The 18,565-nt window shown below is 66.9% G+C and carries 19 protein-coding genes; 11 read left to right on the top strand and 8 right to left on the bottom strand.

What is annotated here, in order from left to right; all coding sequences use genetic code 11:
* Nucleotides 1-76 precede the first annotated feature (76 nt).
* Both EV560_RS13835 and ndk read left to right on the top strand, forming a co-directional pair.
* Nucleotides 77-652: a YbhB/YbcL family Raf kinase inhibitor-like protein gene (locus EV560_RS13835; RefSeq protein WP_165923457.1), complete on the top strand. Its 576-nt coding sequence runs from the start codon at nt 77-79 to the stop codon at nt 650-652.
* A 76-nt stretch (nt 653-728) separates the two neighbouring features.
* Complete coding sequence (gene ndk / locus EV560_RS13840) at nt 729-1,151, top strand: nucleoside-diphosphate kinase (RefSeq protein ID WP_131856370.1); 423 nt, start codon at nt 729-731, stop codon at nt 1,149-1,151.
* 169 nt (nt 1,152-1,320) lie between these two features.
* Here ndk and EV560_RS13845 read toward each other — a convergent pair whose 3' ends face one another.
* Nucleotides 1,321-2,142, bottom strand: coding sequence for a MipA/OmpV family protein (locus EV560_RS13845; RefSeq protein WP_131856371.1), 822 nt, complete (start codon nt 2,140-2,142; stop codon nt 1,321-1,323).
* A gap of 334 nt (nt 2,143-2,476) precedes the next feature.
* Between EV560_RS13845 and EV560_RS13850 the strand changes: the two genes are divergently transcribed.
* Together EV560_RS13850 and EV560_RS13855 are read left to right on the top strand one after the other, a co-directional pair.
* Complete coding sequence (locus tag EV560_RS13850; RefSeq protein ID WP_131856372.1) at nt 2,477-4,564, top strand: molybdopterin-containing oxidoreductase family protein; 2,088 nt, start codon at nt 2,477-2,479, stop codon at nt 4,562-4,564.
* A gap of 123 nt (nt 4,565-4,687) precedes the next feature.
* On the top strand, nt 4,688-5,035 hold the full coding sequence (locus tag EV560_RS13855) for a hypothetical protein (RefSeq protein ID WP_131856373.1): 348 nt from the start codon (nt 4,688-4,690) through the stop codon (nt 5,033-5,035).
* Here EV560_RS13855 and EV560_RS13860 read toward each other — a convergent pair.
* A complete protein-coding gene (locus tag EV560_RS13860; RefSeq protein ID WP_131856374.1) occupies nt 5,019-5,741 on the bottom strand; it encodes a glutathione S-transferase family protein in 723 nt (240 codons plus the stop codon). The two genes, EV560_RS13855 and EV560_RS13860, sit on opposite strands and share 17 nt — an antisense overlap.
* A gap of 111 nt (nt 5,742-5,852) precedes the next feature.
* Here EV560_RS13860 and EV560_RS13865 point away from each other — a divergent pair, with 111 nt between their 5' ends.
* Entirely contained in the window at nt 5,853-6,635 is a 783-nt protein-coding gene (locus tag EV560_RS13865; RefSeq protein ID WP_131856375.1) for a helix-turn-helix transcriptional regulator, read from the top strand.
* Here EV560_RS13865 and purN read toward each other — a convergent pair.
* Entirely contained in the window at nt 6,563-7,126 is a 564-nt protein-coding gene (purN, locus tag EV560_RS13870) for a phosphoribosylglycinamide formyltransferase (RefSeq protein ID WP_465247011.1), read from the bottom strand. The genes EV560_RS13865 and purN overlap by 73 nt on opposite strands.
* A 56-nt stretch (nt 7,127-7,182) precedes the next feature.
* Nucleotides 7,183-8,256 carry a phosphoribosylformylglycinamidine cyclo-ligase gene (gene purM / locus EV560_RS13875; protein WP_131856377.1) on the bottom strand — a complete coding sequence of 358 codons (1,074 nt, stop codon included), beginning with the start codon at nt 8,254-8,256 and terminating at the stop codon, nt 7,183-7,185.
* 151 nt (nt 8,257-8,407) lie between these two features.
* On the opposite strand from purM, the gene EV560_RS13880 reads away from it, so the two are divergent.
* The 4 genes from EV560_RS13880 to EV560_RS13895 all read left to right on the top strand — a co-directional run bounded on the left by EV560_RS13880 (nt 8,408) and on the right by EV560_RS13895 (nt 11,299).
* Complete coding sequence (locus tag EV560_RS13880; protein WP_131856378.1) at nt 8,408-8,938, top strand: CDP-alcohol phosphatidyltransferase family protein; 531 nt, start codon at nt 8,408-8,410, stop codon at nt 8,936-8,938.
* Nucleotides 8,939-9,112: 174 nt separating this feature from the next.
* On the top strand, nt 9,113-10,222 hold the full coding sequence (locus EV560_RS13885; protein WP_131856379.1) for an AI-2E family transporter: 1,110 nt from the start codon (nt 9,113-9,115) through the stop codon (nt 10,220-10,222).
* A complete protein-coding gene (locus EV560_RS13890) occupies nt 10,215-10,928 on the top strand; it encodes a P-loop NTPase family protein (RefSeq protein WP_131856380.1) in 714 nt (237 codons plus the stop codon). The genes EV560_RS13885 and EV560_RS13890 overlap by 8 nt, the downstream gene beginning before the upstream one ends.
* Before the next feature lie 14 nt (nt 10,929-10,942).
* Nucleotides 10,943-11,299, top strand: a complete 357-nt coding sequence (locus EV560_RS13895) for a gamma-glutamylcyclotransferase family protein (protein WP_131856381.1) — start codon at nt 10,943-10,945, stop codon at nt 11,297-11,299.
* Between the two features lie 12 nt (nt 11,300-11,311).
* Here the strand turns inward: EV560_RS13895 and EV560_RS13900 are convergent, their stop codons facing one another.
* From EV560_RS13900 to EV560_RS13910, 3 genes are all read right to left on the bottom strand, one after another.
* Nucleotides 11,312-11,716: a type II toxin-antitoxin system VapC family toxin gene (locus EV560_RS13900; protein ID WP_131856756.1), complete on the bottom strand. Its 405-nt coding sequence runs from the start codon at nt 11,714-11,716 to the stop codon at nt 11,312-11,314.
* Nucleotides 11,716-11,955, bottom strand: coding sequence for an antitoxin (locus EV560_RS13905; RefSeq protein WP_131856382.1), 240 nt, complete (start codon nt 11,953-11,955; stop codon nt 11,716-11,718). The genes EV560_RS13900 and EV560_RS13905 overlap by 1 nt, the downstream gene beginning before the upstream one ends.
* A gap of 63 nt (nt 11,956-12,018) precedes the next feature.
* Nucleotides 12,019-13,263 (bottom strand): acyl-CoA desaturase, encoded by a 1,245-nt coding sequence (locus EV560_RS13910; protein WP_248312041.1) that lies wholly within the window; start codon nt 13,261-13,263, stop codon nt 12,019-12,021.
* Between the two features lie 256 nt (nt 13,264-13,519).
* Here EV560_RS13910 and EV560_RS13915 point away from each other — a divergent pair, with 256 nt between their 5' ends.
* Together EV560_RS13915 and ppx are read left to right on the top strand one after the other, a co-directional pair.
* Nucleotides 13,520-15,712 (top strand): RNA degradosome polyphosphate kinase, encoded by a 2,193-nt coding sequence (locus tag EV560_RS13915; RefSeq protein ID WP_131856384.1) that lies wholly within the window; start codon nt 13,520-13,522, stop codon nt 15,710-15,712.
* A complete protein-coding gene (gene ppx / locus EV560_RS13920) occupies nt 15,696-17,222 on the top strand; it encodes an exopolyphosphatase (protein ID WP_131856385.1) in 1,527 nt (508 codons plus the stop codon). The genes EV560_RS13915 and ppx overlap by 17 nt, the downstream gene beginning before the upstream one ends.
* 53 nt (nt 17,223-17,275) lie before the next feature.
* Here the strand turns inward: ppx and rnd are convergent, their stop codons facing one another.
* Nucleotides 17,276-18,415: a ribonuclease D gene (gene rnd, locus EV560_RS13925; RefSeq protein ID WP_131856386.1), complete on the bottom strand. Its 1,140-nt coding sequence runs from the start codon at nt 18,413-18,415 to the stop codon at nt 17,276-17,278.
* Between the last annotated feature and the right edge of the window lie 150 nt (nt 18,416-18,565).

An 18,565-nucleotide genomic window follows, 5' to 3' on the forward strand; every position in this document is an offset into this window, starting at 1 on the left:
ATAAACGGCATGATGCCCGGCGCGGCGAGGGCCGTCCCAGCCCGCCGGTTTCGCCCGCGACGTTCGGATGGGAGCGATGAACCCTGCTGTCGAGCGTGCCATTGGCCGGTTGCTCCGGCCGCTCAGGGCAAGCGAGCGTCATCTCGCCTGGAACGATCCGCGCCTCGCTGAGGCGCCGCCGGATATCCGGCTGACCAGCGCAGCCTTTGCCGATGGCGGCGCGATCCCGCTGCGCCATGCCGGCGCGGGCGTCGGCGCCAATCTCTCGCCGCCGCTCGGCTGGAGCGGTGTCCCTCACCACACTGCCGAGCTTGCGCTGATCGTCCAGGATCCCGATGCCCCGCTGCTCAGGCCGGTGGTCCATCTGATCGCCCTGGGCCTGCCACCCGGCCGCGACGGCCTGGAGGAAGGCGAGCTCGCGCCGGACAAAAGCGGCGGGATCCGATTCGGTCGCGGCTCTTTCCGTCGCATCGGCTATGCGGGCCCGCGCCCGGTGCGCGGCCACGGCCCGCATCGCTATGTCTTCCAGATCGTCGCGCTCGTGCGCCCGCTCCCCGTCCCGTCCGAGCCCGATCTCGCCGCGACCCTGGCAGCGATGGCGGGGATCGTCAGCGCGCGCGGGCGCTTGACCGGTACCTTCGAACGGAGCTGACGGCCTGCCTTGTGGGCCGGGCGGGGCGCCGCTATAAGCGCGCCACTTTTCCCCGTTTGCCCTCAAGGAACCCACGATGGCTGTCCAGCGTACCTTCTCCATTCTCAAGCCCGACGCGACGAAGCGCAATCTCACCGGCGCGGTCAACGCGGTCATCGAGAAGGCCGGCCTGCGCATCGTCGCGCAGAAGCGCATCCAGATGACCAAAGCCCAGGCCGAGACCTTCTACGCCGTCCACAAGGAGCGGCCTTTCTTCGGCGAGCTCGTCGAGTTCATGACCTCCGGTCCGGTCGTCGTGCAGGTCCTGGAAGGCGAGAACGCCATCGCGGCCTATCGCGAGGTGATGGGCGCCACCAACCCGGCCAACGCTGCCGAGGGCACTGTCCGCAAGCTCTTCGCCCAGTCGGTCGGCGAGAACACCGTCCATGGTTCGGACGCTCCGGAGACCGCCGCGATCGAGATCGCGCAGTTCTTCTCGGGCAACGAGATCGTCGGCTGATCCCAGCCTTCTGTTCCCGCATCGGCCTTTCCCGAAAACCGCAATCCACTTTTCGGGCCGATGCGCCAGCCAATAGCGAAACGGCGGAGCCAAGGGCTCCGCCGTTTTCGTTTGTGCCGTCAGGGACTTGAGTCTCGGCCCTCATGCGAGGGCCGAGGCAGGCCGAAGCTCATCTGAAGCCCGAGTCGAAGGCGTAGCTGGCGGAGATGCCCACGGTCCAGGAGTTGCGCGAGCCCCAGGTCTTGACGATCGGCGCCTGGGCCGCATCGCCGACCAGGTACTTGTACTCGACATAGGCCGTCGTCGAGAGATTGTCGGTCCAGTTATAGGTCGCCTGGGCAATCGCGCCGACCGAGTAGACGCCGGCATTGAAGCGCTTCAGCATTCCGCCGCCACCAGCGGTGTAGGAGCCGTAATAGGTGCGCAGATAATCGGCACCGACGACGCTCATGCGCGGTCCGGCGCCGAGCGTCCAGGCGCCGATGCGCTGGAAGGCATCGAGCTTGAAATCGGCGACGAGCGCATCATGCGCGACGATGCCGCGGCGCAGATCGGCGCGGGCACGCAGCCAGGAGGTCGGGTAGAACTCGACGAAGCCGCCGGCCTCGGCGCCGAACTTGGTCTCGGGAACGGCAACCAGCGCCGGGTTGACCTCGGCCTTGCGCTTCCACAGCAACTCGCCGGAGAAGCCGACGCGCCAGCCCTGGCCGGAGAAGAAGCCGACGGTCAGCGTCGGGTCGTCCTCGGCCGACCACCAGGTGCTCTTCAGGCCGCGGCCGAGCGAGATGATCGGCCTGGCGCGGAAGACGTAATCGTCCGAGCCGGTGTAGTCCGGCTGGTAGCGCAGGCCGGCGCCGACCGTGACGTACCAGTTCTGGGCCGATTGGGGCGAGGTGAGAGTGGTGTAATCGCTCGACTGCGCCTGAGCGCGATCGGAAAACGACAGGGCAAGACAGGCCAGGACGCCTGCCAGGTACGCAACGCAACGCATTAGTCGGACTCCGGCGCCGCGGCGCCTTTGGCAAACACAACGCGGGCAATCTGAGCCATTTACCTTAACCCAAGGTTGATGCGGCCACCGGTCGGGCCAATCCGCCGAAATTCATCCGTAAAGGAGATGCGCCGATTCCTGAAGGGCGCGCAGCGAAGGTCGGGCATGGGCTGGGTGGGCCGACGAAAAAGCCTGGCGCATCGGCGCGAAAAGTGGATTGCGGTTTTCGGAAGAAGCCGATGCGAAAACAAGGAGCTAGATCAGAGGACCGGATCCGCTATCCGGTCCGATGATCTAGCTTCCGCTTTTGCTGGAGCTGTTCTAGGAAATCCGGATGACGGAATTGCCACGCATCAAGCTGCAGCCATCGGTTTGCCCGCATGACTGCCCCTCTGCCTGCTCGCTCGAGATTGAGGTCATCGACGGGCGCAGCATCGGCCGCGTCCGCGGCTCCAAGCGCCAGAGCTATACGGATGGCGTCGTCTGCGCCAAGGTCGCGCGCTATTCCGAGCGCATCCACCACCCTGACCGGCTGCTCCATCCGCTGCGCCGCACCGGGCCGAAAGGGTCGGGCTCCTTCGCGCGCATCTCATGGGACGAGGCGCTCGACGAGATCGCCAGCCGTTTCCTCGCCATCGAGGCCGAGCATGGCAGCGAGGCGATCTGGCCGTATTACTATGCCGGGACGATGGGGCTGGTGATGCGCGACGGCATCAACCGCCTGCGCAACGTCAAACGCTATTCCGGGCAATATTCGACGATCTGCACGACCATGGCGTGGACCGGCTATATCGCCGGCACCGGCCGCCTCGCCGGGCCGGACCCGCGCGAGATGGCGAAGTCCGATTGCGTGGTGATCTGGGGCACGAATGCTGTGCACACGCAGGTCAATGTCATGCACCACGCCGTCAAGGCGCGGAAGGAGCGTGGCGCCAAGATCGTCGCCATCGACATCTACCATAATCCGACGCTGGCCCAGGCCGATCTGGCGCTGGTCCTGCGCCCCGGCACCGATGGCGCGCTCGCCTGTGCCGTGATGCATGTCCTCTTCCGTGACGGCCACGCCGATCGCGACTATCTCGCCCGCCATACCGATGCGCCCGAGGAACTCGAGGCGCATCTCGCCAGCCGCACGCCGGAATGGGCGGCGGCGATCACTGGCCTCTCCGTCGCGCAGATCGAGGAATTCGCGGCGCTGGTCGGCACCCGCAAGAAGAGCTTCTTCCGCCTCGGCTACGGCTTCGCCCGCCAGCGCAACGGCGCGGTCAACATGCATGCGGCGCTCTGCGTGCCGACCGTGACCGGCGCCTGGCAATATGAGGGCGGAGGCGCCTTCCACTCCAACAGCGGCATCTACAAATGGCGCAAGAGCCTGATCGAGGGGCTCGACGCGCTCGATCGCTCGATTCGCCAGCTCGACCAGTCGCAGATCGGCCGCGTGCTGACCGGTGATGCCGAGGCTTTGCGCCACGGTGGTCCGGTCAAGGCGCTGCTGATCCAGAACACCAACCCGGTCACGGTCGCGCCCGAGCAGGAACTGGTCAAGGAGGGCTTTGCCCGCGACGACCTCTTCACCGTCGTGCACGAGCAGTTCATGACCGAGACCGCCGCCATGGCCGATATCGTGCTGCCGGCGACGCAGTTCATGGAACATGACGACCTCTACCAGGGCGGCGGCCACCAGCACATCATGTGGGGCGGCAAGCTCATCGACGCGCCCGGCGAATGCCGCTCGAACCATGAGGTGATCGTCGGCCTGGCTGCGCGCCTCGGTGCCGAGCATCGCGGCTTCGCCATGACCCCGCGCGAGCTCGCCGACTGGACCTTGCAGGAGAGTGGCCGCGGTCCGCTGGACGAGCTGATCGCCAATGATTTCCACGACATCCAGCCGGATTTCGACACGGCGCATTATGTCGACGGCTTCGGCTATCGCGACCGCAAGTTCCGCTTCAAGCCCGACTGGCCGAAAGTGCCGAACGCCAATGCCGGCCCGGTCGGCCCCTGGCAGACGATGCCGGCCCTGCCGGACCATTGGGATGTGATCGAGGGCGCCGACGAGGCCCATCCGTTCAAGCTCGCGACTAGCCCGGCCCGCAGCTTCCTGAACTCGACCTTCACGGAGACGCCGAGCTCGCAGAAGAAGGAAGGCGGCCCGACCCTGATGTTGCATCCGCAGGATGCCGCTCCGCTCGGCGTCGCCGAGGGCGACGAGGTCGTCATCGGCAACCAGCGCGGCAGCGTCCATCTCAGGGCGGTGCTGTTCGAGGGCGTCGTGCGGGGCGTCGTCATTGCCGAGTCGATCTGGCCCAATGCCGCCCATAAGCATGGCCGCGGCATCAACACGATCACCGGGGCCGATGCGGTCGCGCCCTTCGGTGGCGCCGCCTTCCACGACAATAAAGTCTGGATCAAGCGGGCGTGACCTTGCGGGCTCTTGACCTTTACCGAGCGCTGTGAACCATCCGCGCCGCATGCACCGCGGCATGATCCTTGCCCGGCAGGCGGCATTTCGAGGATTGGGCAAGACATCATGATGATGCGGCGGATGGGTGCGGCCTTGCTGGCCGGTGGATTTTCTGTGCTGTTCGGGGCCGTGGCCTATGCCGCCAGCAGCTCGGCCCCGCTGCCGCCGCCGGACCCGACGGCGAAGAACCTGACGCCCTACATGATCCAGCTGCGCGCCTTCGACGCCTGCCTGCATGTCCAGTCGCGCCTGATGAACACCACCCGCGAGGCGGTGCACACCCCGTGCAGCTGCTACGCCAAGGGCACCGTCAACGCGATGACCAAGGACGAGCTCCAGGCCTTCCGCGACACCGGCTATTTCAACGACACGGCCCGCGCCAAGGGCTTCGACTTCATCGACCGCTGCAAGCTCAAGCGGCCGAGCTGAGCTCCTCGCGCTCGTTAAAATAGGCCGCCCTGATCCGCGCCGCATAGGCGACGAGATTGGGGTGGCCCGCGATCACGCCGCGCAGCGGTGAATCGAAGAGCTGGCACAGCCCCGCCACCATGAAGGCGCCGACCGTCGCGTCGGCCCAGCACGGTTCCTCGCGCACCAGGAAACGGCGCTCGCCCAGCACGGCGGCGACGGCCCCGACAGCTTGCCGGGCGAGTTCCAGCCGCTCCGCCGGCGTATAGCGGCCCATGCCATGGCCATGCAGGTTCTGGCGCACCTTGCGCTTGATCATCGCGATGACGAGAGGGCGCAGCGGCGCCGGCACGGCCTCAAAGAAATGCCGCGGGCCGCGGTCGAAATTGGCGTCGACGGTCCAGCGCTCCTGCACCACCATCCAGTAGAGATGGTCTTCCAGCATCTTCTCGACCGCCCAGGCGGCGCCGCGCTGCTCCGCCGTCAGGCCCTTGTCGAGGTCGACGCCGTGCCGGCGCTCCAGATGCAGGCGGATGAAGGTCGAATCGGCAATGATCTCGCCATTCTCGACGATCATCGGCAGCTTGCCCTTGGGCGCCTTGCGCATGTTGCCGCGCTTGCGCTCGAAGGGCAGGCCGGACATCTGCAGCAGCAGATCGGCCTTGATGCAGAACGGGCTCGGGTCCGGCAGGCCGAAGCCCGGGCCGAAAGCATGCAACTCGATCATCGCGAATCCCCCTTAGGCCCGGCCATATCATGCTCCTGACATAGTCCTGACAATTCCTGTCAGGACCGCTAGAGCATTGTTGCCCCGAAACCGACGGGTGGGAACTGCCCCATGCAACGCGCTGAACGATTGCTCGACTTGATCCAGGGCCTGCGCCGCCGTCGCCGCCCGGTGACGGCGGAGACGCTGGCCTCGGAGCTCGACGTGTCCGTGCGTACGATCTATCGCGATATCGGCGCCCTGATCCGCCAGGGCGTGCCGGTGCGCGGCGAGGCTGGCATCGGCTATGTGCTCGATGCCGGCTTCGACCTGCCGCCGCTGATGCTCTCGCCCGACGAGATCGAGGCCGTGCTCGTCGGCATGCGCTGGCTCAGCGAACGGGCGGACCCGGTGCTCTCGCGCGCGGCGGAGGACGTGGTCAGCAAGGTCGCGGCCGTGCTGCCGCAGCATCTCAAGCCGATCCTGCTCGATGGCGCACTGTTTGCGCCGGCCTATGGCCGGGACATGCCGGTCGACCAGGTCGATGTCGCCGGCATCCGCGCCTCGATCCGGATGGGCCGCAAGATCTCGGTCCGTTACCGCGACGAGGCCGGCCAGGAGACGCAGCGCATGATCTGGCCGATCGGCCTGACCTTCTATGACCGCGTCCGCATCGTCATTGCCTGGTGCGAGCTGCGCGAGGCCTTCCGGCATTTCCGCACCGATCGCATCACCGAGCTCGACCTGCGCGAGGAGCGCTATCCGGCCCGGCGCGCCGACCTGCTGAAGCGCTGGCAGAACGAGGAGGCGGAAGCCGAGGCGAAGCGCGCCGAATGCGCCGATCAGCGCCGGATGACGGAATCGCCTGCGAGCACGGCCCGGCCGCTCGCGACCTCGGCCAGCGCCAACGGATAGAGCTTGTGCTCCTGCTCGAGCACGCGGGCGGCAAGCTTGTCCTCGTCGTCGCCGGGCAGGACCGGCACCTTGGCCTGCGCGATCACCGGCCCGGCATCGAGCTCGGGCACGACGAAATGCACGCTGCAGCCATGCTCGGCGACGCCGGCCTCGAGCGCCTGCCTATGCGTGTGCGTGCCGCGGAACAGCGGCAGCAGCGAGGGGTGGATGTTGATCAGCCGGCCCTGCCAGCGCGTCACGAACCAGGGCGTCAGTACGCGCATGAAGCCGGCGAGCACGACGAGCTCGATCTGGTTGATGCGCAGCACCTCGTCCATCGCGCGCTCGAAGGCCTCGCGATCCCCGCGGAAGGGGCGGTGATCGACCGCGGCGGTCGCGATGCCCGCTTCGGCCGCCCGCGCCAGCCCGCCGGCTTCCGGCGCGTTCGAGAGCACGAGCGTGATCTCGGCCGGGAAATCGGCGGGCTTCGCCGCCTCGACCAGCGAGACCATGTTGGAGCCGCGGCCCGAGATCAGGATCGCGGTCCGCTTGCGCGCCGGGCCTGAACTCACAGCTTGAGCGCCCCGCGATAGCTCACCTGCTCCGCGCCCTCGGCCACGGGCACGATCTCGCCGAGCCGGACCGGCGCTTCGCCGGCCGCCTTGAGCGCGGCCTCGACTTCGGCAGCCTTGTCGGCCTGCGCTGCGACGATCATGCCGATCCCGCAATTGAAGGTGCGCAGCATCTCGCGCTCGACGACGCCACCGACCTTGGCGAGCCAGGAGAAGACCGGCGGCACCGGGATGGCGGGAAGGTCGAGCGCGACGCCGAGTCCGTCCGGGAGCACCCGCGGGATGTTGTCGGGGAAGCCGCCGCCGGTGATATGCGCCAGCGCCTTGATGCCGCTCGTCGCCTTCAGCGCCTGCAGCAGCGGCTTCACATAGATCCGGGTCGGCACCAGCAGCGCCTCGGCCAGGCTCGTCTCCGGCGCGAACGGGGCGGGGGCGTCCCAGGCGAGGCCGGAGACCGCAACGATGCGCCGGACCAGCGAATAGCCGTTGGAATGCACGCCGGAGGAGGGCAGCCCGAACACGACATCGCCTGGCACGAGGTCGGCGCGTGGCAGCAGCGCGCCGCGCTCGGCCGCGCCGACGGCAAAGCCGGCGAGGTCATAATCCTTCTCGGCATACATGCCGGGCATCTCGGCCGTCTCGCCGCCGATCAGCGCGCAGCCGGCCTGGCGGCAGCCATCGGCGATGCCGCGCACGATCTCGACGCCGACTTTCGGGTCGAGCTTGCCGGTGGCGTAATAGTCGAGGAAGAGCAGCGGCTCGGCGCCCTGGACGATGAGATCGTTGACGCACATCGCGACGAGATCGATGCCAATCGTCGAATGCAGCCCGCTCTCGATCGCGATCTTGACCTTGGTGCCGACGCCGTCATTGGCCGCGACCAGGATCGGGTCGCTGAACCCGGCTGCCTTCAGGTCGAACAATCCGCCGAACCCGCCGATCTCGGCATCGGCGCCGGGCCGGCGCGTCGCACGCACCAGCGGCTTGATCGCATCGACCATCGCGTTGCCGGCATCGATATCGACGCCCGCCTGCGCATAGGTCAGTCCGTTCGCGCCCGGTTTGCTCATGGCTCCGCCTTCCTTGTTCTGGCGCGAGCGATAGGCAAGCCGGCATGGTGTTGCAAGCGCGAAGGGCGCTTTCGGGCGCGCCGATGTCGATAACTCGAATTTTCAGGCGCCATGTTCTAGCCTTTACCCAGCAGAAGCCGGCGAGCCCGCGATGACGCTTCCCAACCTGATCACGGTCGGCCGGCTGTTCCTGGTGCCGCTCGTCATCCTGATGATCGTCAGCCAGCGCTGGCAGGCCGCTTTCGCCATTTTCGTGATCGCCGGCGTCTCCGATGCGATCGACGGCATCCTGGCGCGGCACTTCGGCATGGCGAGCGAGCTCGGCGGCTATCTCGACCCGATCGCCGACAAGGCGCTGATCGTCTCGATCTATGTCACGCTCGCCATGGTCGGCGCCGTCCCGGCCTGGCTCGTCATCCTCGTGGTCTCGCGCGATCTCATGATCGTCTCGGCGGTGATCCTGTCCTGGGTGATGGGCAAGCCGCTCGCGATGACCCCATTCGCCATCAGCAAGATCAACACTGCCGCGCAGGTCATCTTCGCCGCCCTCGTTCTCGGCAGCCATGCTTTCGGCGTCGATCCCGGCGCTGCAGGAGAGGTCGTCGAGCTCGCCGTTGCCATATTGACGGTCGGCTCGATGGCGGCCTATCTCGCCTTCTGGCTGCGCCGTATGGCGGCCTGAAGCTGTCCGGGGAGGGCGGCTTGGAACCCCGCCCGGCGCTCACCATGTCTCGGCCGTGATGCCGATGGGTGCGAGCCGGTCGGGCGACATCATGCTCTCATGATTTCATGCTCGCATGAGGTCCTGGGAGCGCTGACCAAAGGCAATGCCGGATCTCCTGGGGGCCACCTGATCATGACATTGCAGCGTCAAATCGGCTTCTGGCTGCTCGCGCTTGCCGTTCTCGTGCTGGGGCTCGTGCTGCTGCGCGACGTGCTGCTGCCCTTCATCGCGGCCTTGGCGCTGGCCTATCTGCTCGATCCGCTGGCCGACAGGCTGGAGCGGCTCGGCTTGCGGCGGCTGACCGCGACCATCGTCATCCTCATCCTGTTCCTGCTGATCTTCGTGCTGGCGCTCGTCCTGCTCGCGCCGCTGCTGACCCAGCAGCTCGCCGGCCTCGTCGCCCGGCTGCCCAGCGACGCCGCCAAGCTGCAGGCCCTGGTGATGGAGCGCGGCGCCCCGCTGATCGAGCGTTTCGGCGGCACCAAGCTGGCCGCGGACGCCCAGAGCTCGCTCGGCAACCTCGTCGGCGCCGCGACGAGCTGGGTCGGCAGCGTCCTGCAATCGCTCTGGTCCGGCGGCACCGCGATCATCGGCATTTTTTCGCTGCTGGTGCTGACGCCGGTCATCGCCTTCTATCTCCTGGTCGACTGGGATCGCATGTGCGCCACGGTCGACAGCTGGCTGCCGCTCGACCATCGCGATACGATCCGCGGCCTGCTGCGCGAGATGGACACGGCGATCGCGGGGTTCCTGCGTGGCCAGGCGCTGCTCTGCCTTCTGCTCGGCGCGTTCTATGCGGTCGGGCTGAGCCTGGTCGGCGTCAATTTCGGCGCGCTGATCGGCATCATCAGCGGCTTTCTCTCCTTCATCCCCTATGTCGGCTCGCTGACCGGGCTCGTGCTTTCCGTCGGCGTCGCCACCGTGCAGTTCTGGCCGGACTGGACCTGGCCGCTCGCCACGCTCGCCGTCTTCGTCCTCGGGCAGTTCATCGAGGGCAACATCCTGCAGCCCAAGCTCGTCGGCGACTCGATCGGCGTCCACCCGGTCTGGCTGATGTTCGCGCTGCTCGCCTTCGGCACGCTGTTCGGCTTTGTCGGGCTGTTGCTGGCCGTGCCGCTGGCTGCGGTCATCGGCGTGCTCTGCCGTTTCGCGCTCCGGCAGTATCTCGCCAGCAACATCTATCATGGCGGCGATGCCGCCAAGGCCGCCGAGATGCACAAGCGGCACGGGGCCGATGTCTGAGCCTCCGAATTCCGAACCTTCCCGCCGCCCGCGCCAGCTCGCCTTCGACCTGCCGGTCGACAGCCGCCATGGCGTCGAGGATTTCCTGATCGGCCCCTCGAACGAGGCCGCCTATGGCCTGGTCGAATCCTGGCCGGGCTGGCCCGAATCCTGGCTGCGCCTGGTAGGGCCGGAGGGCGCGGGCAAGACCCATCTCGCCGCGATCTGGGCCGCGCGCGCCCATGCCTGGACCGTGCCGGTCACCGAGGTGACCGAGGAGAACGTCCTGCACCTGATCTCCGGCGGTGCGCTCGTCGTCGAGGATTGCGACCGCGGCCCGCGCGATGAGCCCGCCCTGTTCCACCTGATGAACGCGGTGAGGGCGAGGGGCGGCTTCCTGCTGCTGACGGCCCGCTCCGCGCCCGATCTCTGGGGCGTGCGCGTGCCCGACCTGCTCTCGCGCCTCCGGCTCGCCCCGCACGCAACGATCGCGCCGCCGGACGATGCACTGCTGCGGGCGCTGCTGGTCAAGCTCTTCATCGACCGCCAGCTCGTCGTCGATACCAGCATCATCGAGGCGCTGACGCTGCGCATGGAGCGCTCCTTCGCCGCGGCGCGCGCCATCGTCGATGCGCTCGACAAGCTCTCGCTGGAGCGCGGCCGCCGGGTCACGCGGGCGCTGGCGAACGAGGTCCTGGCGGAGCTGTTTCCGCAGGATGTGGACTGAGTTGGGGGTACGGAATGAGTGCCGAAGACGCGACGATCTGGCTGTTCTCCTACGGCACCTTGCGCCAGCGCAACGTCCAGCTCGCCACCTTCGGCCGCGAGCTGGAGGGCCATGACGACGCGCTCGTGGGCTTCTCCCGCGCCATGGTCGAGATCAAGGATCCCGCGGTCGTCGCGACCAGTGGCGAGACGCATCACCCGATCGTGGCGCCGAGCGGCAACCCGGCCGACGAGGTGCCCGGCGCGGTCTTCCGCATCACGCCCGCCGAGCTCGCCGCTGCCGACAGCTACGAGGTCTCGGACTACAAGCGCGTCGCGGTGACGCTGAAATCGGGCATCGAGGCCTTCGTCTATATCAACGCGGCGGGGTGAGGCTTCGGCTGTTCATTCCAGCCAGTTCTCGAGCTTGAGCCCGCCCACGCGCGAGAACTCGTCGAGGTTGTTGGTCACCAGCGGCGTGCCAAGCGCGCAGGCATGGGCGGCGATCAACAGGTCGTTGGGCCCGATGAGTCGCCCCTTTTGGGTCAGCTCGTGTCGGATGCGGGCATATTCGCGATCCGCGGGCTCATCGAGCGGCAGGATCTCAAGCGCGGACAGAATGGTCTCGACCTGGTGTGTCAGCGCCGGCGACGCTCGTTTGGCGCAGCCATAGCGAAGCTCCGCCGCGACCACGATACTGATCGCGAGCCCATCATCACCGAGTTTCGCGATATGTCGGCTGACTGCTCCCGCGGGATTTCTGACGAGATCGGAGACGATGTTGGTATCCAGCATGAAGCGCGGCTGGATCACAGCTCGATCTCGCGAGGCAGGGAGAGGTCCTCGTCGACATCAGGGAAGGGCTCGTCCAGAGGGGACAGGGTCTCCAACACGGCGAGAAGCGAAAGCTTGCGCAACGGCTCGATGACCAGCCTGCTGCCCTCGCGGCGCATCACCGCTTCGTCTCCGGGCAGCTCGAATTCCACGGGGATGCGAACGGCCTGGTTGCGGCCGTTGCGGAACAGTTTGACGTGGCGTTCCTGATTCATGGTGAGCCCTCCGGCATAGGCCTAAGCATATGCCGGAGATGGCGATGTTTCAACGATATGAGATCAGCGATCTGCGCCGGCTTGGGCGGGAGCAGCCACCAGCCGCGCATGCATCGCCTCCAGCAGCATGTCATGCGCCCGCGCCGCGATCGCATCCAGCGAAGGCGTGCGCACGAACATCGCCGAGGCCTTCTCGCGCAGCTCTTCGCGGCTCGGCAAATGCGGCAGATGCGGCAAGTGCCAGTGCGAGACCGCTTCATGCGCCTGCTGCTGCATGGCGGCGAGCCGGTCGCCGGCGCGGTGCTGCATCTCGGCGAGCGCCGCCTTGAGATCGGCCAGCGTCATGCTCGGCAGGTGCAATTCCGGCAGGCCGGGGCTCGCCGCATAGGCCTCGCGGAAGGCGCTGACGACGCGGTCGAGCGGCACGGAGGCCGCCAGCCGTTCGGCTGAGCGCTCGATCACGCGCGGCGGCAGTGCCTGCGAGCGCTCGATCACCGCCTGCGGCGGGGCCTTCAGGTCCCAGACCAGGCGGAGCTTCGACAGGCCGAGGATCGCGTAATAGGTCGGGTCCCATTGCCACCAGCGAAAGCCCTGGCGCACGCTGTACTGATAGGCATGGTGGTTGTTGTGCCAGCCTTCGCCCATGGTAATGATCGCGAGCCACCAGTTGTTGCGGCTCTCGTCGCCGGTCACATAGTCCTTGTCGCCATGCACATGGGCGAGCGAGTTGATGCAGAAGGTCCCGTGATAGACCGCGACCGTCGACCAGAAGAAGCCGACGATGAGCCCGGCCCAGCCGTCGATGGCGAAGCAGGCCAGGGCCAGCAGCACCGCCGGAGCCAGCTCGAACCGGTGCAGCAGGCGCAGCTCGGGAAACCGGGTCAGGTCCTGGATGCTCGAATCGTCGAAGCGGTCATGGCTTTTGCTGAAGATCCAGCCGACATGCGAATAGGCGAAGGAGGTCAGGACCGGCGAATGCACGTCATGCTCGGTATCGGCATGGCGATGATGGTGCCGGTGCTTCGAGGCCCACCAGAGCACGCTCTTCTGCGCCGTCGACTGCGCCAGCACCGCCAGCAGGAACTGGCCGACACGGCTCGTCTTGTAGGAGCGATGCGAGAAATAGCGATGGTAGCCCGCGGTCACCGCGAACATGCGCAGCCAATAGAGGCCGATCGCCAGCCAGGCCGAGGTCCAGGTCACGCCACTCCAGATCGCGCCGAAACAGGCGAGATGGGCCAGCACGAACGGGATCGCCGACGGATAGACGATGTCGCCATCATCATGCGCAGTGGTGGTGTCGCTCAAGAAAACCTCGTCGGGGAAGGAAAAAGGAGCAGCCCTGCCGCCAAGCTGCGGCGCGGATTCCGGCATAGCCAACTCAGATTCACCAAACAGGAGCGGCGATTTCTCCGCAAGTGCGCCTCTCGCCGCATCCTGTTCACAGAATCGCGCCGCGCGCGAAGACATCCTAGTGTCATGGAATGGTCACGCTAGGATGTCTTCAAGGCCGCATAGGAGATTCGGTGTGGCCAGAGCAGTGTCCCGTTTGAAGGCGAAGCCCATGAATCTCGAATCCACGGATGCGAGCCCGCTCGAGGCCATTCTCGTCGAAGCCGAGACCGGATTGCGGCATTCGCCCGCCCGCTTCATGAACCGCGAGCTCTCCTGGCTTCAGTTCAATCGCCGGGTGATGGAAGAGGCCTCGAACCGCAACCACCCGCTGCTCGAGCAGCTGCGCTTCCTCTCGATCTCGGCCAATAACCTCGACGAATTCTTCATGGTCCGCGTCTCCGGCCTGCGCGAACAGCTCAAGGCCGGCGTCGTCACGCAGAGCCAGGACGGGCTGACCCCGGCCGAGCAGCTCGTCGAGATCGGCAAGGCGACGACGGCTCTGACCGCCGACCAGCAGGCGCGCTGGGTCGAGCTCAAGCGCGAGCTGCACGAGAACCGCATCCTGCTGCTCGGGCCGCAGGATATCGGCGCGCAGCATCGGACCTGGCTCGAGGATCATTTCCTCAATTACGTCTTTCCGGTGCTGACGCCGCTGGCGATCGATCCGGCGCATCCGTTCCCGTTCATCCCCAATCTCGGCTTCACCATCGCGCTGGCGCTGGAGCGGACCAGCGATGGCCGCCAGCTCGACGCGCTGATCCGCGTCCCGATCAAGATCGATCGCTTCATCGAATTGCCGGATCTGGCGCGTGATGGCGGCCACCGCTTCATCACGCTGGAAGACACGGTCTCGCTCTTCATCGCCAAGTTGTTCCCGGGCTATTCCGTCAAGGGCACCGGGTCCTTCCGCGTGATCCGCGATTCCGACCTCGACATCGAGGAGGAGGCCGAGGACCTGGTCCGCGTCTTCGAGACCATGCTGAAGCAGCGCCGCCGCGGCGTCGTGATCAGGCTCGAGGTCAGCATCGGCATGCCGGCCCATCTGCGCCAGCTCATCGTGCGCGAGCTCAAGGTCGACCAGGACGAGATCGATCAGGTCGAAGGCATGATCGGCCTCAACGAGCTGTCGCAGCTCGTCGGCGTCGACCGGCCGGACCTGAAGTTCAAGCCGTTCAATGCCCGCTTCCCCGAACGCATCCGCGAGCATGGCGGCGATTGCTTCGCCGCGATCCGCCAGAAGGACCTGATCGTCCACCATCCCTATGAGAGCTTCGACGTCGTCGTGCAGTTCCTGCAGCAGGCGGCACATGATCCCAGCGTCGTCGCGATCAAGCAGACGCTCTACCGCACCTCCTCAAACTCGCCGATCGTGCAGGCCCTGACCGAGGCCGCCGAGGCCGGCAAGTCGGTGACCGCGCTGGTCGAGCTCAAGGCCCGCTTCGACGAGGAAGCCAATATCCGCTGGGCCAAGGAGATGGAGCGCGCCGGCGTCCAGGTCGTCTACGGCTTCATCGAGCTCAAGACCCACGCCAAGCTCTCGATGGTGGTCAGGCGCGAGGCGGGACAGCTCGTGAGCTATTGCCATATCGCGACCGGCAATTATCACCCGATCACGGCCCGCATCTATACCGACGTCTCCTTCTTCACCGCCGATCCGGTGATGGGCCAGGACGTCGCCCGCGTCTTCAACTTCATCACCGGCTATGCCGAGCCGGCCGAGCTCGAGAAGATGTCGGTCTCGCCGGTCGGGCTGAAGCAGCGCCTGCTCGCCGATATCGCCGAGGAGGTCGCCCATGCCAAGGCCGGCCGCAAGGGCGCGATCTGGGGCAAGTGCAATTCGCTGGTCGACCCCGAGATCATCGACGCGCTCTATGACGCGAGCCGCGCCGGCGTCGAGATCGATTTCGTCGTGCGCGGCATCTGCTGCCTGCGGCCGGGTGTGCCGGGCCTCTCGGACAATATCCGCGTCAAGTCGATCGTCGGGCGCTTCCTGGAGCACACCCGCATCTATGCTTTCGGCAGCGGCCACGGCTTGCCGTCGCCCAAGGCCAAGCTCTACATTTCCTCGGCCGACCTGATGCCGCGCAATCTCGACCGCCGCGTCGAGGCGCTGACGCCGATCCAGAACGCGACCGTCCACCAGCAGTTGCTCGAGCAGATCATGCTCGCCAACTTTCTCGACAATGAACAGAGCTGGACCATCTTGCCCGATGGTGGCTCGCGACGCATTGTCCCGCCGCCGAGCGACGAGTCGTTCAACGCCCATAATTATTTCATGACAAATCCGAGCTTGTCCGGCCGTGGAAAATCACTCTCCAGTTCAAGTCCTCGCAGCCTCGCGCGCCGTGGCCGAAAGGGTTGATCCCGTCCTGCTTCCGGGGCGGCTGAGCCATGGCGAGACCCTCGCCATCGTCGATATTGGCTCGAATTCCGTCCGCCTCGTCGTCTACGAGATGCTGTCGCGCTCGCCGGCGCAGGTCTTCAACGAGAAGGAGATGGCCGGTCTCGGCCGCCAGGTCGCGACCACCGGCCGGCTCGCCGACGATGCGATGGCGAAGGCGCTCGAAGCGCTGGTGCGCTTCCGCATCCTCTGCGAAGCGATGCAGGTCGGTACGATCCGCGTCATCGCCACGGCGGCGGCGCGCGATGCCGCCAACGGCCACGACTTCATCACCCAGGCCGAGAAGGCGATCGGCCAGCCGATCGAGCTGATCTCCGGCAACCGCGAGGCCTATCTTTCGGCGCTCGGGGTGATCTCCGGCTTTGCCGAGCCCCACGGCGTGGTCGGCGACCTCGGCGGCGGCTCGCTCGAGCTGATTTCGGTCGATGGCGACCGGGCGGGCGAGGGCGTAAGCCTGCCCATCGGCGGCCTTGCCCTGATGGACCGCTCGAAGGGCTCGCTCAAGGCCGCCGAGAAGATCGTGCGCGAGGAGCTCGACCATCTGCCGCAGCTTGCGGCGATGCGCGGCAAGGATTTCTTCGCCGTCGGCGGCACCTGGCGCGCGCTCGCGACACTCCACCAGCGCCAGTCGGGCTACCCGCTCAGCGTCATGCACGGCTATACCGTGCCGGCCCGCGACGTCGCCGAATTCGCCCGCATGGTCGAGCGCGCCGATTCCTCGATGCTCGAATCGATCGATGCCGTGTCCTCGGCCCGCCGGCCGTTGCTCGCCTACGGCGCCTTGATCCTCGATCTCGTGATCAAGCGCGGCCGGCCGCGCGCGGTCGTGATTTCGGCGAGCGGCGTGCGCGAGGGCCTGCTGCACGATCAGCTGCCCGAGCGCGAGCGCAAGGTCGATCCGCTCCTGCGCGGTGCCCAGGACTACAACCAGCTTCGGGCCCGCGATCCGCGCCATGCCGCCGACCTGATCGCCTGGATCGACAAGCTCGTCACCAGCACCGGGTTGCACGAGGACGGGGCGAACCGGCGCCTGCAGGACGCCGCCTGCCTGCTCTCCGATATCGGCTGGCGCGCCCATCCGGATTATCGCGGCGAGCAGAGCCTGAACGTGATCGCGCATGCCGCCTTCAGCGGCGTCGACCATTCCGGCCGCGCCTTCCTGGCGCTGACCGTGTTCCATCGCTATGCCGGCGCCAAGAGCGACACGCTGATGGCGGAGGGGCTGCGCCGGCTGCTGACGCCACGCTTGCTGGAGAAGTCGCAGCTGCTCGCCAGCGCCTTCCGCGTCGCCTATCTGCTTTCGGCCGGCATGCCCGACATCCTGCCACGCATCTCGCTGACCTGTGTCGACCGCCGCCTCGTCCTGCGCCTGCCCGAGGATCTGAAGGCGCTTGCGAGCGACCGGGTAACGGGTCGCCTCAGGCAGCTCGCCCGCCTGCTCGGCCGCGAGCCGGAGGTGAGGGCGGGCTGAAGCTTTGCGCTGAAGCCTCGCGCTGACGTCGCGCGTTCGAGACTTGCGCCGCGTCAGGCCACCGTGACGCGGCCGCGCACGATCCTCAGGCTGAGCCTGCCGTTCTTCAGCGCCACGGCCTTCTCGCCGAAGACCTCGCGTCGCCAGCCCTGCAGGGCGGGGACGTCGGCATCGTCGTCGAACGAGATCGCCTCGAGATCGTCGGATGAGGCGAGGATCTTCGGCGCGACACGCTCGGCATCGGCCGTGGCCTTGAGCAGCACCTTGAGCAAGTCGAGCACCGCGCCATTGGCCGGCCGGCCGCGCTCGCGCTCCAGCCGCGGCAGGTCGCGCGTGTCGAGCGCGTTGCCCCGCTCGATCGCCGCCAGCACCTCGCCGCCGGCGCGCGAGCGCTCAAAGCCGTTCGGCACCGAGCGCAGCTCCGCCAGTGCCTCGACCGAGCGCGGGCCGCGCTGGACGATATCCATCAGGGCATCATCCTTGAGCACGCGCTGGCGCGGCACGTCGCGCGATTGTGCCTCGCGCTCGCGCCAGGCGGCGAGCTCCATCAGCAGGGCCAGCTCCTTCGGCTTGCGAATGCGCCCCTTCAGGCGCTGCCAGGCATTCTCCGGCTTGACCTCATAGGTCGCCGGCGAGGTCAGCACCGCCATCTCTTCGGCGACCCAGGCTTCGCGTCCGCTCGCGGCGAGATCGGCCTTGAGGGCGAGATAGATGTCGCGCAGATGCGTCACGTCCGATTCGGCATAGGTCAGCTGTGCCTCGGTCAGCGGCCGGCGCGACCAGTCGGTGAAGCGCGAGGACTTGTCGATCCGTGCCTTGGCGAGATCGTTGGCAAGCTGCTCGTAGCCGACGGAATCGCCATAGCCGCAGACCATGGCCGCGACCTGCGTGTCGAAGAGCGGCGTCGGGATCAGCTTGCCGATGATCCAGACGATCTCGAGGTCCTGCCGTGCGGCATGGAAGACCTTCACCACGTTCTGGTCGGCCATCAGCGCCAGGAAGGGCGCGAGGTCGAGCTCGGGAGCGAGCGGATCGACCAGCACGGCCTCATCAGGAGAGGCGAGCTGGATCAGGCAGAGCTTCGGATAATAGGTCGTCTCGCGCAGGAATTCGGTATCGACCGTGACGAAAGGATGTTCAGCCAGACGCGCGCAAGCATCGGCCAAGTCCTGGGTGGTGGTGATCAAGCTCATGTCTTCGGCTCATAGAGCATGCGAAGCCGCAGGGAAATGCTGATTCGCCAGCCCTTTCCAATAAGGCCTTGGCGCGGCCGATCATGCAATCCGCCTCGCAAACCCGGCGCGAAGCTCTCGCTTTCGCCGGATGGCCCGGTCTCGCTTGCG

Origin of the sequence: Allobosea sp. BK604 (assembly GCF_004341515.1) — a bacterium.
GTDB lineage: Bacteria > Pseudomonadota > Alphaproteobacteria > Rhizobiales > Beijerinckiaceae > Allobosea.

Excerpts from the sequence above, each read along its gene's own strand:
- EV560_RS13905 (WP_131856382.1), bottom strand. The coding sequence starts at position 11,955 with ATGAATCAGGAACGCCACGTCAAACTGTTCCGCAACGGCCGCAACCAG.
- EV560_RS13845 (WP_131856371.1), bottom strand. The coding sequence starts at position 2,142 with ATGCGTTGCGTTGCGTACCTGGCAGGCGTCCTGGCCTGTCTTGCCCTG.
- rnd (WP_131856386.1), bottom strand. The coding sequence starts at position 18,415 with ATGAGCTTGATCACCACCACCCAGGACTTGGCCGATGCTTGCGCGCGT.
- EV560_RS13895 (WP_131856381.1), top strand. The coding sequence starts at position 10,943 with ATGAGTGCCGAAGACGCGACGATCTGGCTGTTCTCCTACGGCACCTTG.
- EV560_RS13890 (WP_131856380.1), top strand. The coding sequence starts at position 10,215 with ATGTCTGAGCCTCCGAATTCCGAACCTTCCCGCCGCCCGCGCCAGCTC.
- EV560_RS13880 (WP_131856378.1), top strand. The coding sequence starts at position 8,408 with ATGACGCTTCCCAACCTGATCACGGTCGGCCGGCTGTTCCTGGTGCCG.
- purM (WP_131856377.1), bottom strand. The coding sequence starts at position 8,256 with ATGAGCAAACCGGGCGCGAACGGACTGACCTATGCGCAGGCGGGCGTC.
- ndk (WP_131856370.1), top strand. The coding sequence starts at position 729 with ATGGCTGTCCAGCGTACCTTCTCCATTCTCAAGCCCGACGCGACGAAG.
- EV560_RS13850 (WP_131856372.1), top strand. The coding sequence starts at position 2,477 with ATGACGGAATTGCCACGCATCAAGCTGCAGCCATCGGTTTGCCCGCAT.
- EV560_RS13865 (WP_131856375.1), top strand. The coding sequence starts at position 5,853 with ATGCAACGCGCTGAACGATTGCTCGACTTGATCCAGGGCCTGCGCCGC.
- EV560_RS13915 (WP_131856384.1), top strand. The coding sequence starts at position 13,520 with ATGAATCTCGAATCCACGGATGCGAGCCCGCTCGAGGCCATTCTCGTC.
- EV560_RS13860 (WP_131856374.1), bottom strand. The coding sequence starts at position 5,741 with ATGATCGAGTTGCATGCTTTCGGCCCGGGCTTCGGCCTGCCGGACCCG.
- EV560_RS13885 (WP_131856379.1), top strand. The coding sequence starts at position 9,113 with ATGACATTGCAGCGTCAAATCGGCTTCTGGCTGCTCGCGCTTGCCGTT.
- EV560_RS13835 (WP_165923457.1), top strand. The coding sequence starts at position 77 with ATGAACCCTGCTGTCGAGCGTGCCATTGGCCGGTTGCTCCGGCCGCTC.
- purN (WP_465247011.1), bottom strand. The coding sequence starts at position 7,126 with ATGGTCTCGCTGGTCGAGGCGGCGAAGCCCGCCGATTTCCCGGCCGAG.
- EV560_RS13855 (WP_131856373.1), top strand. The coding sequence starts at position 4,688 with ATGGGTGCGGCCTTGCTGGCCGGTGGATTTTCTGTGCTGTTCGGGGCC.